We start from the raw sequence: 16,854 nt of genomic DNA, 5'->3' as shown, positions 1-16,854 counted from the left end.
TTGCCATCTCTTTCGCAATAATCTCCCTGAAGACTACGCCTGTGACGGGCCGGGGCGGTTCGGAGTTGTTATGTCTTTTGATTCCCTTGGCCTGAATCCTGAAATCCTGCGCGCGGTCGCTGAACAGGGCTATGTTGAGCCAACCCCTATCCAGCAGAAGGCTATTCCTGCGGTATTACAGGGTCGCGATCTGATGGCCAGCGCCCAGACCGGCACCGGTAAAACGGCAGGCTTTACGTTGCCGCTGCTTCAGCATCTGATCCAACAAGAACCGCATGCTAAAGGTCGTCGCCCGGTGCGCGCTTTGATCCTGACTCCAACGCGCGAGCTGGCAGCACAGATTGGCGAGAACGTACGGGATTACAGCAAGTATCTGAATATTCGTTCGCTGGTCGTCTTCGGCGGGGTAAGCATTAACCCGCAGATGATGAAGCTGCGCAGCGGCGTCGATATTCTGGTGGCCACGCCGGGACGTCTGCTGGATCTTGAACATCAGAATGCCGTCAGCCTGGATAAGGTTGAAGTGCTGGTACTGGATGAAGCCGACCGTATGCTGGATATGGGCTTTATTCACGATATTCGCCGCGTGCTGGCGAAACTGCCTGCGAAACGCCAGAACCTGCTGTTCTCTGCAACCTTCTCTGACGACATTAAATCGTTGGCGGAAAAACTGCTGCATAACCCGCTGGAAATTGAAGTTGCCCGCCGTAACACCGCCTCTGAGCAGGTGAGCCAGTTAGTGCATTTTGTTGATAAAAAACGCAAGCGCGAGCTGCTGTCGCAGATGATCGGCGAAGGTAACTGGCAGCAGGTGCTGGTCTTTACCCGCACCAAGCACGGCGCAAACCATCTGGCAGAGCAGCTTAATAAAGATGGTATTCGCAGCGCCGCAATCCACGGTAACAAAAGCCAGGGCGCGCGAACTCGCGCATTGGCTGACTTTAAATCCGGTGGCATCCGCGTGCTGGTGGCAACCGACATCGCCGCTCGCGGTCTGGATATCGAAGAGTTGCCGCACGTAGTGAACTACGAACTGCCAAACGTACCGGAAGATTATGTGCACCGCATCGGCCGTACCGGTCGCGCGGCTGCAACTGGCGAAGCGCTGTCGCTGGTCTGCGTTGACGAGCATAAGCTGTTGCATGATATCGAACGCTTGCTGAAAAAAGAGATCCCACGTATCGCCATCGCGGGCTATGAACCGGATCCTTCCATCAAAGCCGAGCCGATTCAGAACGGTCGCCAGCAGCAGCGTGGCGGTGGCCGCGGTGGTCAAAGCCAGAGTCGTGGTGGCCAAAGCCAGGGCCGCAGCGGCCAGAACCAGGGGCGTAGCCAGCAGTCTGCTCCGCGCCGCAACGATGGTGAAGCGCCGAAAGCACGTACTGCAGACGGTAAACCTCCACGGCGTCGTCGCCCGCGCAAACCGGCGTCGGCTGAATAATGTTGTTCTGGCTGCGGCATGTTAATCTGCCGCAGTCAGCCTTTGTACTGCTTCTGATCCTGCAATTTTAAAATTCACTCATCAATAACCATCAGATTAAAATTTATCTTTTACCGTGCTTCACTTTCGGTAGTGAACCATTCTTGCGATTTTTGCAATAGCTGACAAAATTGTAGCCAGCAACCACAAGGAGTATCACAGAAACCACTAACATGAAAAAAGCAACCATAAACATCCTCAATAATTAACAGGCCCTGTAGACTCTGAAAGTTAGTATACGGATTAGTGGTTAAGATATAATATCTTATGAATGTAGATTATCTTAAATATAAGATTAATCAAAAAGTTAGATTATTTTCATTGTCTCTTTTTATACTCTTTTCGGAATGTATTTAGAACGTTTGATTAATTCTTTATCATTTTTTCACATTCGGGCTTCTAATGTGGAAGACCAATATCTGATGTTTACAGTATGAATTAGAAAAAAACGCTAAGTGCAGACTGAAAATAGCGTCGTTACTAATTATTCATAAAATGGATACGGATAAGCCATCGTAAACGACTCACTGCACTGGCGAAAAGAGCGTTATTGGTTTTTATCCTGTTCTGCGAGTCGGCTTCCTGTTTACCGAAAAAGGGATACCTCCGCCCTGTCAAAAATGGCACAATAGTGGCTGTTTATACAGTATTCAGGTTCTCTCATGGCTTTGACCGCAGCGCTAAAAGCGCAAATCGCCGCCTGGTATAAGGCGCTCCAGGAACAGATTCCGGACTTTATTCCCCGTCCCCCGCAGCGGCAGATGATCGCCGATGTCGCGAAGACGCTTGCCGGGGAAGAGGGACGACATCTGGCGATTGAGGCTCCCACTGGCGTCGGCAAAACCTTGTCATACCTGATCCCCGGCATCGCGATTGCCCGTGAAGAGCAAAAAACGCTCGTAGTCAGCACCGCCAACGTAGCGCTGCAGGACCAGATCTACAGCAAAGACCTGCCGCTGCTGCGTAAAATTATTCCCGACCTGCGATTTACCGCTGCCTTTGGTCGTGGGCGCTACGTTTGTACGCGTAACCTGGCCGCTCTCGCCAGTACGGACCCGACACAGCAGGATCTGCTCGCCTTCCTTGATGACGACCTCACACCGAATAACCAGGCAGAACAGAAGCTGTGCGCGACGCTTAAAACGGATCTTGATAGTTATAAATGGGATGGCCTGCGCGATCACACCGATAAAAACATAGATGATTCGCTGTGGAGCCGTCTGAGCACCGATAAAGCCAGCTGCCTGAATCGCAATTGCCACTATTATCGCGAATGTCCATTTTTCGTCGCCCGGCGAGAAATTCAGGAAGCCGAAGTGGTGGTGGCAAACCATGCGCTGGTCATGGCGGCAATGGAGAGCGAGGCGGTACTGCCGGATCCGAAGAATTTACTGCTGGTGCTTGATGAAGGCCACCACCTGCCGGATGTCGCCCGCGATGCGCTGGAAATGAGCGCTGAAATCACCGCTCCGTGGTATCGCCTGCAGTTGGATTTGTTCACTAAACTGGTTGCCACCTGCATGGAACAGTTCCGGCCTAAAACCACACCGCCATTGGCGAATCCTGAGCGCCTGAACGCGCACTGCGAGGAGCTGTTTGAGCTTATCTCCTCGCTAAATAATATTCTTAACCTGTATATGCCTGCGGGTCAGGAAGCGGAACACCGCTTTCCGATGGGCGAGCTGCCGCAGGAAGTTATGGAGATCTGCCAGCGGCTGGCGAAGCTGACGGAAACGTTGCGCGGGCTGGCGGAGCTGTTCCTCAACGATCTTGGCGAAAAAACAGGCAGTCATGATGTGGTGCGTCTACACCGGGTTCTGCTGCAGATGAACCGCGCGCTGGGGATGTTTGAGAGTCAGAGCAAACTGTGGCGTCTGGCATCGTTGGCGCAGTCTTCAGGCGCGCCGGTGACCAAATGGGCCACCCGCGACCTGCGTGACGGTCAGATGCATATCTGGTTCCACTGTGTGGGGATCCGCGTCAGCGATCAGCTGGAAAGGCTGCTCTGGCGCAGCGTCCCGCATATTGTTGTCACTTCGGCGACGCTACGTTCGCTGAATAGCTTTTCTCGCCTGCAAGAGATGAGCGGACTGAAAGAGAAGGCGGGAGACCGCTTTGTGGCGCTGGATTCGCCGTTTAACCACGTCGAACAGGGTAAAATTGTCATCCCGCAGATGCACTACGAACCGCTTATTGACCACGAAGAACAGCATATCGCCGAGATGGCGGCTTACTTTCGCGAGCAGGTTGAGAGTAAAAAGCATCTTGGCATGCTGGTGCTGTTTGCCAGCGGAAGAGCGATGCAGCGTTTTCTTGAGCACGTGACCGATTTGCGCTTGCTGCTTCTGGTGCAGGGTGATAAGCCGCGCTATCGGCTGGTGGAACTGCACCGTAAGCGCGTTGAAGGTGGGGAACGAAGCGTACTGGTCGGGCTGCAATCCTTTGCCGAAGGGCTCGATTTAAAAGGCGAGCTGCTGAGCCAGGTTCACATCCACAAAATTGCCTTCCCGCCGATAGACAGCCCGGTGGTGATTACCGAAGGCGAGTGGCTCAAAAGCCTCAATCGCTATCCGTTCGAAGTTCAAAGTCTGCCGAGTGCTTCCTTCAACCTGATTCAGCAGGTGGGTCGCCTGATCCGTAGCCATAGCTGCTGGGGGGAAGTGGTGATTTACGATAAGCGACTGTTGACCAAAAACTACGGCCAACGCTTATTGAATGCATTACCCGTATTTCCGATAGAGCAGCCTGCCGTCCCTGAGGTTATAGTAAAAACTAAAGCAAAACCGACGCGTCGCAAACGGCGTTAATGGTGCAATGTCGACGATGTGAGAAGCTCAAAGGAGCCTTCGATGGACTACAGCAAGATCATTAAAGAAGTTGGGCGGGGGAAGAACCACGCCCGTGACCTGGATGTCGAAACGGCCCGCGCGCTCTATTCGCGGATGCTTAGCGGCGAAGTACCCGAGCTCGAGCTGGGCGGCATCCTTATCGCCCTGCGCATCAAGGGTGAAGGCGAAGCGGAGATGAAGGGCTTCTACGAGGCGATGCAGCAGCAGACGTTACGCCTGACGCCGCCGCCAGGCAAACCTATGCCGATTGTCATCCCCAGCTATAACGGCGCGCGCAAACAGGCAAACCTGACCCCGCTGATCGCCATCCTGCTGCACAAACTCGGTTTCCCGGTGGTGGTGCACGGCGTGAGTCATGATCCAACCCGCGTGCTCACAGAAACGATTTTCGAACTGATGGGGATTCCTGTCACGCGACACGCGGGTCAGGCCCAGGCGCGATTGGACAGCCATCAGCCGGTTTACATTCCGATAGGTGTGCTATGTCCAGCGCTGGAGAAACAGTTAGCGATACGCTGGCGTATGGGCGTGCGCAACAGTGCGCACACGCTGGCCAAGCTGGCGACGCCGTTCGCGGAAGATGCGGCGCTGCGTCTGTCGAGCGTCTCTCATCCGGAATACGTCACCCGAGTGGCGAAATTCTTTACTGAAATCGGCGGACGGGCATTGCTGATGCACGGTACTGAAGGCGAAGTCTATGCTAACCCACAACGCTGCCCGCAGATTAGCCTGATTGATGCCGCTGGAACGCGTGTACTGAACGAGCGTCAGGATATGGGGACAGCGCAGGCTGTTGCGCTACCAGAGTCAAAAGACCCGGAGATTACCGCGCGCTGGATTGAACTCTGTGTGACAGGGAGCGAACCGCTACCCCTGTCGCTGAGAATCCAGCTGGCCTGCTGCCTGGTGGCTGCCGGGGAAGCAGCCACTCTGGAACAGGGACTGGCAAAAGTGGCTGAGCACTGGTAATCATCGCCGCCATTGTGGGCGGCTCTGTTTACTCAGTGATTTCCAGCGACGTGAAATCGAACTTACTGCCATCAAAGAGCCCCTGGCTGGTTAGCTTGAGCGCTGGGATAACCGGTAGTGATAAAAACGCCATCTGGATAAAAGGTTCGTCGGGAAGAGTGCCGCAGAGTTTACCTGCAGCTTTGAGAGAACCTATTTGCTGCGCCAGCGTTTGTGCCGTTTCGGTGCTCATTAATCCGGCGACAGGTAGCGGTAAATGAGCCGCTACCTGGTTATGATGCACGACGCACAATCCGCCGCCGGTGGAGATAACCTGATTTACCGCTGTGGCCATTTCTTGCGCGCTACGTCCAATAACAACGATGTTATGGCTGTCATGGCTGACGGTTGCCGCCAGCGCCCCTTCGCGCAAACCAAAGCCGCTTAGTAGACCGCAGGCGGGCGGGGTTTGCTTGCCATAACGTTCCAGGACGCTGATAAAGCAGATATCTTCTCGATCAAATCCTTCCCCGGTATACAGGCTCTCTCCATTGCCGGTGATCAGCTCGTTAGGAATGGCCTCAATCACGCGATAGCGCCTGCCGGGAGTGAAATCGAAGGAAAAGTCGGTGGCTGATACCGGCTGGCGTGCAACCGTGTTGCCTAAGGGGGGATGCGTTTTTGCTAACGTTGCAGACTCGGCGCGCAGTAATGCGTGTTCATCGACAGGCATTCCCTTAATAAACACTTGCTGTACCTCAACTTGCTGAGGATTGCTAAGCAGGACGATATCCGCTTGTTTTCCCGGTGCCAGCAGTCCGAGATGTTTCAGGCCGAAATGGCGTGCGGCTGACCAGCTGGCAATACGGTAAGCGACATGCAGCGGCACATTATGTTGGTTAATAAGGCGGCGGATAAGCGCGTCGATATGGCCTTCATGGGCAATTTCCCAGGGATTACGATCGTCGGTACAAAGCATACATTGTGGGCTGTTCATTTCATTGATTAACGGCGCGAGCGAATCGAGATTTCGCGCAGCGGACCCTTCGCGGATCATTAACCCCATTCCAGCCCGTAGCTTTTCACGGCCCTCTTGTTGAGAATAGCTTTCATGGCAGTTTTCGACGCCAGCAGCAACATATGCATTAAGCGCTTTACCGCTCAGTCCCGGGCAATGACCGTCTATCGTCAGAGTACGGAACGCGTCTATTTTATCCGCAATTTCGCGCTCTCCGGCGATAACGCCGGGATAGTCCATTACCTCCGCGAGCCCGGTGACCAGAGGATGGTCGTGCCAGCGGAGCATTTGTTCAAGGGTAAAATCGGCACCGTTTAAATCGCAACCTTTCAGGGCAGGGACGCAGGAGCTAACCTGAATATACTGATTTTGTTGTGCCAGTTCGGCGCAGCGAATAAACCAGGCGAAGCCGGATTCCCCCATCACATTGACGATTTCATGGGGATCGCAAACGATGGTTGTCAGGCCGCGCGGCAGAGTTGCCGTTTCAAAAGCAACGGGGGTCATCATGCTCGATTCAATATGCAAATGGGCATCAACAAAGCCAGGTACTGCTGTTGCTCCGCGGGCATCGACACGCTGGTGAGCCGGAGCATCGGCATACTCTGGGCCAATACCGGCAATATGCTGGTTTTTTATCACTATGGGGCCTGCGAAACTCCCGCCATTAATTAAATCAAGTACAGTGACATTATCAATAATATAATCTGCAGCACCCTCTCCACGTGATACGGCGAGTAATTCTTGTCTGTTTTGACGACTAATCTGGTGATATTTAAAGTTAATTCTATTTATCATTTTATTTTCTCATTTTGATTTATCAAATTGATTCTTTAATTATCATTTTATCATCTGTGGTGGTTTTTTATTTTATCGATAAATAGATTTTTACGATGTGATAGCTATCACTGAATTATGAGTTAGGTATGATTTAAAAAGAGTAAAGTCAGTGGATGTATCATGAAGTTATTCTTCATCAGCGGATGAAAAACATGAAAAATGAACACAGCGAAAACACTCATCAGAGTACTAGCAGTCTTTCCCGTTTTTTTAAACTACAGCAGCATAATACCTGTGTGCGCACCGAGGCGATCGCTGGGCTCACTACGTTTTTAACGATGGTTTATATCGTTTTTGTTAATCCACAAATTCTAGCTGCGGCGCATATGGATGCGAAGGTCGTTTTTGTCACCACCTGTTTGATTGCCGGTATTGGTAGCATTGCCATGGGACTTATTGCAAATCTTCCTGTTGCGCTGGCACCCGCAATGGGGCTAAACGCCTTTTTCGCCTTTGTGGTTGTCGGGGCGATGGGGATGAGCTGGCAGACCGCGATGGGCGCAATATTCTGGGGCGCTGTGGGGTTGTTTTTATTAACGCTTTTTCGCATTCGTTACTGGATGATTGCAAACATCCCAATAAGTTTGCGCATAGGTATCACCAGTGGAATAGGGTTGTTTATTGCAATGATGGGGCTGAAAAATTCAGGAGTCATTGTTGCAAATAAAGATACGTTAGTTGCCATTGGCGACTTGAGTTCGCATAGCGTGTTATTAGGGATTGTTGGTTTTTTTATTATTGCCGTTCTCTCTTCACGAAATTTCCATGCTGCAGTGCTGGTTTCAATTGTCGTCACATCATGTTGTGGTTTATTTTTTGGCGATGTTCATTTTAATGGTGTTTATTCCACACCGTCTGGTATCAGCGGGGTGATCGGCGAAGTGGATATACGAGGTGCCTTATCGCTGGATCTGGCCGGTATTATTTTCTCATTCATGCTGATTAATCTATTTGATTCTTCAGGGACGCTAATCGGCGTGACGGATAAAGCGGGTTTAATTGGCAAAGATGGTAAGTTCCCTAATATGCATAAGGCGCTGTATGTTGACAGTTTGAGCTCAGTGGCCGGTGCTTTTATTGGTACTTCATCGGTGACCGCTTATATCGAAAGTACGGCTGGTGTGTCGGTAGGAGGCAGGACCGGTCTTACAGCGGTGGTTGTCGGCGTTTTGTTTTTGCTGGTGATGTTTTTTTCGCCGCTGGCTGAAATAGTGCCGGGATATGCAACGGCTGGAGCCTTAATTTTCGTTGGCGTGTTGATGACATCCAGCCTCGCCCGTATTGACTGGGATGATTTTACCGAGTCAGTTCCGGCTTTTATTACGGCGGTAATGATGCCTTTCACGTTCTCTATCACCGAGGGGATTGCGCTTGGTTTTCTGGCTTACTGCATTATGAAGATCTTCTGTGGAAGATGGCGTGAGCTGAATCTGTGCGTCATTGCGGTTGCAATGCTGTTTGCGTTGAAAATTATTCTTGTTGATTAAAAAAAAGCCCGTCCAGTGGGATGGACGGGCAAGGCAAGGGTATTAAAGGGTCTTACAGGGTTGAAACAGTGGCATTACAGGGTCTTACTTGCTACAGGAATTTGTGGCGATTATTTATAGATAACCGCGGTACCGCTAATTTTGTTCGCGGTGTTAGCAGAGGTGATGCTGTAGCCGGTTGCGCCAGCTGCTTCGGCTTTCTCTGCCAGTTTAGCTTCCAGACCATCCAGCGTCGTTGCGCCTTCAGCGGAAACCACACCGATTTTGTTCATGCTTTCTGCCTGGGCCGATGTTACCGGCTGAGCGGCGAAAGCACCAAAGGACAGAGCGGAAAGGGCGATGGCGGCGGCAGCATATTTGATAGTTTTCATAATTAATCTCTCGCAGGTTGTCTTGTACAGGTGACGATGTTTCGTCGATGTGAGAAGTATCACGGTTTTGAGCGAGAGATAAAATCGAAGGAAATTAACAATCTCAATCTAATTTTTTGAACGATTATTAATTTATTGAATATTAATAAATTATTTTAGCCCGCGAAGAGAAAACGGGTTGAAGCGAAGTTCAGGGGGCGGTAAGGGCACATTTTGCCACTCAGTTTGCCAAAAAACGTGCGCGAAAAGATAACGCGATCTGCGGTAATGAACGGTAAATGACGGTCAGCGAAGCTGGCTATCTTTAGAACCACGGCGATTATATCCTGAAAATGTATTGTTATGTAAATCTTTATCTTGTTGGCACTTTACGCAGTATCTCACCCCCGCAACCGCTTGCCGACGCGCTTCCGGAATCGGCTCTCCGCACTCTTCACAAAATTTGTTGCTTTCACCCGATGAAAGCTCATTTCGCGCCCGCGCGATGGCATCATTAATGGTGCTGTCGATTTGCTCCTGCACGGCGTCGTCATTTGCCCAGCCTGATGCCATGGTTCACCTCGTTATCTCGTTGACTGTCAGTATAGAGAATATGGGGATAAAAAATGACCAGACAAGGCTTAGATCTCTGACCATTCGCGCAGCAGGTTATGGTACAGATTAAGCAGAGAGAGCACTTCGTCGCTTTCACCGTGGCGGCTTTTTAACTTCTGAATATTGCCATCCAGATCAAACAGCATGGCGCGGTGCTTATCGTCGCGGATCATGGATTGAACCCATAAGAATGAGGCCACGCGGGTACCCACTGTAACGGGAGTGACGCAGTGCAGGCTACTTGAAGGATAGAGTACCAGGTCGCCAGCCGGGAGCTTAACCGAGTGCTGGCCGTAGGTGTCGTTAACCACCAGCTCGCCGCCCTCGTAGCTTTCCGGGGCGGATAAAAAGAGGGTGGCGGAGAGATCGGTACGCATCCAGCCGCCCTGGGCCTGACTGCGCACCGCACCATCAACGTGAAATCCATAAGTTTCACTCTGCTGATAGCGGTTAAACAGCGGGCTGGAAAGGGTTTTTGGCAGCGCGGCGGCAAAAAACAGCGAACTGCGATTCAGCGCTGCGACGACCGTTGCCTGAAGTTCGCCATACAAGCTGCTGCGGGTGTCTACCTGCTGGTTATTTTTGACCTGAGCGCCCTGATCGCCAGTAGTTACGCGGCCGTCAACCCAATCGGCTTGTTGGAGCCGGGCGGTGAAATAGTCCACTTCCTGTGGGCTAAGGACAGCGGGGATATGGTACATCATGATTTTGTCTCCTGAAGAAACGGGGCGTTGCCGCCCCATCGTGGATCAGAAATGCATATTGGCGGTTAACAAGAAGGTCCGTGGTTCCCCCGGGTGATAGCGGTAGCCGCTCTTATTAATAGAGGCGACATAGTCGGTATCAAACAGGTTATAGACGTTCAGCTGCAGGTCGAGATTACGGTTAATACGATAACCCACCTTGGCATCTGCTACCCAGTAGCCTTCGGTATAGGACGGCGTACCGACCGCGCCGTCGCTGCCGCGATGCATACTGCCGACGTAGCGTGCGCCAGCGCCAACGGAGATAGCCTCAGTGGCCTGATATTGGCTCCAGACGGTAAAGGCGTGCTCTGGCGTATACGGTAGCGCGCTGGTGCCATCCTGGGCGGTATTCGCGCCTTCGCTAATGCTGGCGCGCTGTTGGGTATAACCGCCGATAACCTGCCAGTCAGGAGTAATATTACCGGCCAGAGAGATCTCATAGCCTTCCACGCGTTTCTTACCGTACTGTGAATAAGTGCCGTCGTCGTTCTGTTCGACTTCGTTTTCAATATCAGTACGGAAGAGGGCGGCGGTCAGCAGCAGGCGCTTGTCCATGAGCTCCCACTTGGTTCCGACTTCGCTGGTTTTTGCTTTCTGCGGTTTAAAGTCGGTACGGTTGGCGCTGTTGCCGGTACCACTTTGCGCGAGGGTGAAGTTGCTGCCTCCCGGCGGCTGCTGAGAAACGGCGTAGTTGACGTAGATATTGCCGTTATCGGTCAGATGATACAGCGCACCGGCTTTCCAGTTCACCAGGTTACCGCTGGTGGAGGTATCGACGGTGGTGACCGGCGTATTTTTCTCTACGCCCGTCGGGCAGGCGATAGCACCGCGTCCGGTACCGCCGCACAGGCTCGCGCTATCGTATTTGGTCTGGTAATTATCCAGACGGATTCCGCCGTTAAGTTCGAAGTCCTGAGTAATTTGCAGGGTGTCGAAGGCATAAACGCCGAAGGTATCCGTTTGCCCGTTGGCGTTGGCGCCGCTGCGGTCCAGGCCGCCGATGGAGATATCGCTGTTCGGGTGATAAATGTTCACCGCCGGCGGCGTTAGCGGATAAACCCCGTAGTTGGTCTGCGTTTCGCGGGTGAATTCCACACCGGTGCTGACGTCATGGCCGATGGAGCCGGTGTAGAACTTCGAGGTCAGGTTAGTCTGGTTAGTGAGGATCTTGTTGCTGGTGTCTTTGGTGTTTGCCAGACGTGACCAGGTCCAGGTGCCAACATCGTCAGGGTTAGGCTGGGTGATGTTCGTCGCCCCACCCATCACCGCGGTCATCAGATAATCCTGTTTCACGCGAGACCAGCGGGTCGTGTTCCGAATGGTCGTGGTGTCGCTCAGATCGTGTTCGAAGCGCATCGTCACGGTATCGGTGGTGGAATCATCGTAGTCGGAATTGGTGCCGTAGAAGTTGCTGGTGGCGACTTTACCGGAGTGATTCAGTGCCGAGGTGCTGGCGTTGGGGGCGGAATACCCTGGCAGACCGATAGTTGGAATGCCGCCATCTGGTGTATTGTGCTGGGTCACGTGCAGATAGTTCAGGTACAAGCGGGTCTCAGTGCCAAGACCGAACGCCGCCGATGGCGCCACGCCGTAACGCTCGTTTTTCACCTTGTCGCGGCCTGCATCGTGAGTTTTTTCACCCATCAGATTCAGGCGCACCGCGCTGGTTTCGCCAATGGTCTCGTTGATATCCAGCGTGCCGCGACGGAACCAGGCGCTACCTACGCTTGCGGAAGCATCGATACCGGAGTCCAGACGCGGCTGTTTGCTGATCATATTGATTGAACCGGTCGGCGCGCTGCGACCGTAGTCGGAACCAGACGGCCCCTTGATGACCTCAACCTGTTCAGTGTTGAAGGTATCGCGGCTGACGCTGCCGATATCGCGAATACCGTCGACGTAAATACTGTTGGAGGTATCCGCTCCGCGCATGTAAATGGCGTCGCCAGTGGTGGAGTTGCCATTTTCACCAGCAAAGAACGCGCCCACGCCGGGAACGTTCTTCAGCGCATCGGTGAGGTTGGTGACGCCCTGATCCTTCATCACCTGCTCAGAGACAACGGTGACCGTTCGCGTGGTATCGGCGATCGGACGAGAAAACTTAGGATCGGCGGAGTGGGTCGGCGCATACAGCGATGGAGTTTGCGCTTCGACCACCAGCGTTTCGCCAGCATTCTTTTCAGTGCTGTCCGCTGCAAGCACTTGACCGGTCGGAGAGAGACTCAGGCATAAACCGGTGAAGATTGTCAGTGAGTTGAAACTGCTGAACGGCAAATTGTTATTTTTTTCCATATCAATAAGTGACTTATAGTTTTAATTAGGCCATAACGACCGCAGACGAAGCGATGCTTCGCCCCGACCACTGCAGGTGATTTTTAACAAAAGCAATGCTTTTGATAATGATTGTGATAATCATTATCAAACAACGGCCGAATTTTTATCACTCATTTATAAAAAAATAAATACATTTATTTACATTGACTGCATTTTTTCTACATAAAGAAGGGGCGCTATGGGCGAGGATAAAAGCAGAACGAGCCCAACCTGGATGTGGGCCCTATATTGCAGATCGCGTAGTTCAGGATGAAGGCGTTAGCGTGCGTCCGGACGAACAAGATCAAAGCGCAAGCTTTCATCGATGCCGTAATAAGCGCTGGGGCCTCCGGCGCGCAAAATCGGCTGGGCTTTAGCGGTCTGGTAAATCCCTTCCTCCAGCAGCGACTCGTCGATATGCACCGCCACCACTTCGCCCAGCACCAGCCAGCTTTCAACCGCCATGCCGTCGGCGGTGGTCAGCTGGATGCACTGCGAGAGGCGACATTCGAAGTTCACCGGGCTTTCGGCAACCCGTGGGGCGCTGACAATACGGCTGGCAGCGGGCGTGAGCCTGGCGCGTGAAAATTCATCCTCATTACGCGGTATACTGGCGGACGTTTCGTTCATCGCTACCGCCAGAGGACGAGTGGCCAGGTTCCAGACGAACTCTTTAGTTTCGACGATATTCTGCACGCTATCTTTCCAGCCGCTGCTGGCAAAACCGATAATTGGTGGCCGATAGTTAAAGCAGTTAAAAAAACTGTAGGGTGCGAGATTGCGCTGCCCGCTGCTATCCAGCGAGGCGATCCAGCCGATGGGCCGAGGCCCGATAATGGCATTAAGCGGGTCGTGCGGCAGACCGTGTCCGTGCGAAGGTTGATAGAAGTACATACGACACCCATGACGAAAGAGTAGATATCCAGACTCACTTATTTACCGCACCGCCGTCAACGGGTATCTTACGCGGCTGTTCAAAGGAGATTGCCATGAAAGCCCAGAAACCGGGGTTACACCCGCGTAACCGCCACCACCAACGCTACGATTTGCCCGCATTGTGCCAGGCCCACCCTGAGCTTCAGGCCTTTATCATCCTCAATCCGGTGGGCGAGCAGACCATCGACTTTGCCAACCCGCTGGCGGTGAAGGCGCTGAATAAAGCGCTGCTGGCGCATTTTTACGCGGTGAAACACTGGGATATTCCTGAGGGCTTTCTCTGCCCGCCGGTGCCGGGAAGAGCTGATTACATTCATCACCTCGCCGATTTGCTGGCGCTGGACACCGGGACTATTCCCTTGCAGGCCAGCATTCTTGATATTGGCGTCGGCGCAAACTGCATCTATCCACTAATTGGCGTACACGAATACGGTTGGCGTTTTACCGGCAGTGAAACGCATGCTGAGGCTTTCGCCAGCGCGCAGGCTATCGTCAACGGTAATCCTGGATTGACTCGCCAGATTCGCCTGCGTCGCCAAAAAGATACCAAAGCGATTTTGACCGGCATTATTCATAAAAACGAAACTTACGACGCGACCCTGTGCAACCCGCCGTTCCATGATTCCGCCGCCAGCGCGCGGGAAGGCGGCGAGCGCAAACGTCGCAATCTGGGACTGGGCGAAGATAGCGTAACCAACTTTGGCGGCCAGCAGCAGGAGCTGTGGTGCGAGGGAGGCGAGGTAGCCTTTATCACCCAGATGATTCAGGAGAGCCAGCAGTTTGGCCGTCAGGTGAAGTGGTTTACCTCACTGGTTTCCCGTGGTGACAATTTGCCGCTGCTGTATCGCGCGCTGACCGACGTCGGCGCGGTAAAAGTGGTGAAAAAAGAGATGGCCCAGGGGAACAAGCAAAGCCGCTTTATCGCCTGGACCTTTATGGACGAAGCCAAACGCCGCCGTCCGTTTTAATCTGCTATAACGTCGGCTCCGCAGGAGCCGACCGGTGTTGGTAGCACCTGATAAGTCTGCACCGGTGCGCGAACGCCAGCGAGGTCGAAATGTCTTTTCACCTGGGTATCGAGGGCAAAACGAACCGTCCACTGCTTCAACGGCAGGGTGGTGAAGGTGACCCGCAGGGTGAAGGCGGTGTTACTCAAACCCACCAGTCCGGCGAAAGACGGTTCGCCAATGATCAGCCCGCGAACCTCTTCCTGTGCCATCACTTCCGCTACCGCCTCTTTCAATGCCTGATTGGCCTTATCCAGACTCTCCTGCCGGTCGACATCATAGTTGGCGACCACTGAACCGATGCCGCGCACGAAGTTGGCGAAGGTGGTTATCGAAGACCACGGAATAATATGATAGGCACCGGTATCCTGGCGCACGCCGACCGAGCGAATCGACATTCGTTCCACCGTACCGGTTAACGGCCCAATAGTGACCAGATCGCCGGTATTCATGCCGTTTTCAAACTGGATAAAAATCCCGGTAATAATATCTTTGACCAGAGTTTGCGCACCGAACGAAATCGCGAGGCCCAACGCCCCGGCACCGGCCAGCAGCGGGGCGATGTTCACCCCCACTTCCGAAAGCAGGATCATCACTGTAATGGTGCTGATCACCACCGCCAGGGCGTTACGAAACAGCGTCAGCAGCGTCCGGGCGCGGGCGCTCGGCAGCGGGCGACCGTGAATATCCGACGCCAGGCGGTTCTCTATCAGGCTGGCGAGCAGCGTCCAGCCAATCGCCGAGAAGAACAGGATCAGCGCGATGCGAATCAGAACGTCTACCGCTTTTTGCCCGCTACCGTTATGGATCCAGCTCCAAAAATCGAACAGCCCCCAGGCGCTGAGCAGCAGCATGATCGCCACGCAGACCGTTAATATCCGCGCGACTTTTAGCGAAGCGGAGATCCAGCTGTTAAGCCGCTTTTGCAGCTCGGGGTAATTGCGTTGGGTTTCTGGCGATAAGGTGATGGTTTTGGCAATCCAGCGCGACAAGATGCCAGAAACCAGCGCAGCAGCGCCGATAATCGCCAGACTGCGTAACGTCGCGCCCATCATAAATTTCAGGCTATTGCCGGGGTCGAACAGCGAGAAGAAAAACAGCACGATAAAGTAGGCGCACGCCAGCCAGTGCCAGATCAGGGCAAAGGCGCGGATAAACAAACTGAAGAAGGCCAATGAACGATCGGCAAGCTGAATAAGCCCCTGAGTAATCAATGCCTTATTGTGAAAAATTAGGTACAGCGCCCACAGGGTAATACACAGCATAATCATGACGTTGGCCAGCGCGCCAACCTGGACGTTGACCTGATTGGAAATAATGGGAACCGCGACGATCAGGCCGTAGCCAATCAGGCTACTCAGGGCGCTCAGGCGCAAATTCCAGTATTTCGCTGCCTCATTGCTGAGATTGAACGGCCGTAGTTCAGGGATCCGTGGACAGAAAATAACCCGCAGAAGGGCTTTGAAAAACTCAATCAGCGCGAAAGCGTTGAGAAACAGGCTTTGCTGAAAAGCGATAGTGGAATTATTGCCGTTGAGGCGATCGCTTAAAAGCTGGCCGACGAATAGGGTTAGCGCGAGCAGGAGCAGGTCAAAGATAAAAGCCCCGGCAATGGTTGAGGGGAGCTGGAGCCAGTTGCTGCGATCGCGGTTTTTATGCCGTCCCCAGTGGCCCATTTTACGATACAGAGGCAAGGCCGCCAGGCGCACCAGCCACCAGAAGGCAAAAACCAGCCCTGCCAGTAGTAAAAAGTGCCAGGCGGCGTTACTGAACGTTTCTGAATTGAAGGGTTTATGCGGAGAACCGGTGATGTTACGCCAGAGCTGGGAGAAACGTGACGAGAGCTGCTCGCCGTATTCGCGGCTGATTTGGGTAACGTTTTCCAGCACCGTGGTCTCATCTTCGACTTCGGGCGGCGTCAGCTTTGGCGTGCTGGCGGGCGGCGGCGTGGCGGCGGCTTTACGCAACTGGTCGATAAGCTCCTGACGAGCATCGGTGTTTTCGAGCACGTCGGCCAGCGCGCCGTAGGCGGCTTTCTTCTGCTCAAGATCGGGTTCGCTGCTGCCGGGCTGGTCAGTCGTGGCAGCCGGCACACCGGGCAGCGTTGCGGCGAATAGCGGGGTGGTAAACAGCATGGCGAGCAGTAACAGAATCCGCAGCACAGGCACCTCCATTGCATCTCAAACCGATAAGTATAGAAGACGAGATCTGGAGGGGGAGGTTGGGATGATTCTGGAAAGCGGCTCTCCCACGAATGGGGAGAGC

Annotated in this window: 13 protein-coding genes; 5 read left to right on the top strand and 8 right to left on the bottom strand. The window is 53.3% G+C overall.

Annotated features, from left to right (window positions below; all coding sequences use genetic code 11):
• Positions 1 to 70: 70 nt before the first annotated feature.
• Entirely contained in the window at positions 71 to 1,441 is a 1,371-nt protein-coding gene (gene rhlE, locus AC07P6_RS20875) for an ATP-dependent RNA helicase RhlE (RefSeq protein WP_478314473.1), read from the top strand.
• Positions 1,442 to 1,544: 103 nt separating this feature from the next.
• Here rhlE and AC07P6_RS20870 read toward each other — a convergent pair whose 3' ends face one another.
• Positions 1,545 to 1,655, bottom strand: a complete 111-nt coding sequence (locus tag AC07P6_RS20870; protein WP_434664163.1) for a small membrane protein — start codon at positions 1,653 to 1,655, stop codon at positions 1,545 to 1,547.
• Between the two features lie 487 nt (positions 1,656 to 2,142).
• On the opposite strand from AC07P6_RS20870, the gene dinG reads away from it, so the two are divergent.
• Positions 2,143 to 4,287, top strand: a complete 2,145-nt coding sequence (gene dinG, locus AC07P6_RS20865; RefSeq protein ID WP_434659623.1) for an ATP-dependent DNA helicase DinG — start codon at positions 2,143 to 2,145, stop codon at positions 4,285 to 4,287.
• A 42-nt stretch (positions 4,288 to 4,329) separates the two neighbouring features.
• The gene (gene ybiB, locus AC07P6_RS20860) at positions 4,330 to 5,298 is read left to right on the top strand and encodes a DNA-binding protein YbiB (protein WP_478314471.1); all 969 of its coding nucleotides are present in this window, start codon (positions 4,330 to 4,332) and stop codon (positions 5,296 to 5,298) included.
• 28 nt (positions 5,299 to 5,326) lie between these two features.
• On the opposite strand, the gene adeD is transcribed toward ybiB, so the two are convergent.
• Positions 5,327 to 7,093, bottom strand: coding sequence for an adenine deaminase (gene adeD / locus AC07P6_RS20855; protein WP_434659619.1), 1,767 nt, complete (start codon positions 7,091 to 7,093; stop codon positions 5,327 to 5,329).
• 194 nt (positions 7,094 to 7,287) lie between these two features.
• Between adeD and AC07P6_RS20850 the strand changes: the two genes are divergently transcribed.
• Complete coding sequence (locus tag AC07P6_RS20850; RefSeq protein WP_434659617.1) at positions 7,288 to 8,622, top strand: NCS2 family permease; 1,335 nt, start codon at positions 7,288 to 7,290, stop codon at positions 8,620 to 8,622.
• Positions 8,623 to 8,732: 110 nt separating this feature from the next.
• Here AC07P6_RS20850 and ybiJ read toward each other — a convergent pair whose 3' ends face one another.
• From ybiJ to AC07P6_RS20825, 5 genes are all read right to left on the bottom strand, one after another.
• The gene (gene ybiJ / locus AC07P6_RS20845; RefSeq protein WP_112214723.1) at positions 8,733 to 8,993 is read right to left on the bottom strand and encodes a DUF1471 family protein YbiJ; all 261 of its coding nucleotides are present in this window, start codon (positions 8,991 to 8,993) and stop codon (positions 8,733 to 8,735) included.
• A 285-nt stretch (positions 8,994 to 9,278) separates the two neighbouring features.
• Positions 9,279 to 9,545, bottom strand: coding sequence for a DksA/TraR family C4-type zinc finger protein (locus AC07P6_RS20840; protein WP_112214722.1), 267 nt, complete (start codon positions 9,543 to 9,545; stop codon positions 9,279 to 9,281).
• 68 nt (positions 9,546 to 9,613) lie between these two features.
• On the bottom strand, positions 9,614 to 10,291 hold the full coding sequence (gene ybiX / locus AC07P6_RS20835) for a PKHD-type hydroxylase YbiX (RefSeq protein ID WP_478314468.1): 678 nt from the start codon (positions 10,289 to 10,291) through the stop codon (positions 9,614 to 9,616).
• Between the two features lie 45 nt (positions 10,292 to 10,336).
• Positions 10,337 to 12,625, bottom strand: a complete 2,289-nt coding sequence (locus tag AC07P6_RS20830) for a catecholate siderophore receptor Fiu (protein WP_478314466.1) — start codon at positions 12,623 to 12,625, stop codon at positions 10,337 to 10,339.
• 300 nt (positions 12,626 to 12,925) lie between these two features.
• On the bottom strand, positions 12,926 to 13,540 hold the full coding sequence (locus tag AC07P6_RS20825; protein WP_478314464.1) for a flavin reductase family protein: 615 nt from the start codon (positions 13,538 to 13,540) through the stop codon (positions 12,926 to 12,928).
• A 95-nt stretch (positions 13,541 to 13,635) separates the two neighbouring features.
• Between AC07P6_RS20825 and rlmF the strand changes: the two genes are divergently transcribed.
• Entirely contained in the window at positions 13,636 to 14,550 is a 915-nt protein-coding gene (gene rlmF, locus AC07P6_RS20820) for a 23S rRNA (adenine(1618)-N(6))-methyltransferase RlmF (protein ID WP_478314462.1), read from the top strand.
• Here the strand turns inward: rlmF and ybiO are convergent.
• Positions 14,547 to 16,724, bottom strand: a complete 2,178-nt coding sequence (ybiO, locus tag AC07P6_RS20815; protein WP_478317046.1) for a mechanosensitive channel protein — start codon at positions 16,722 to 16,724, stop codon at positions 14,547 to 14,549. The two genes, rlmF and ybiO, sit on opposite strands and share 4 nt — an antisense overlap.
• Positions 16,725 to 16,854 lie beyond the last annotated feature (130 nt).

The sequence above is a fragment of the Klebsiella sp. GFKo11 genome (genome assembly GCF_056490265.1).
The sequence above is the reverse complement of the archived record's forward strand: the minus strand, read 5'-3'. Positions and strand labels throughout refer to the sequence as shown.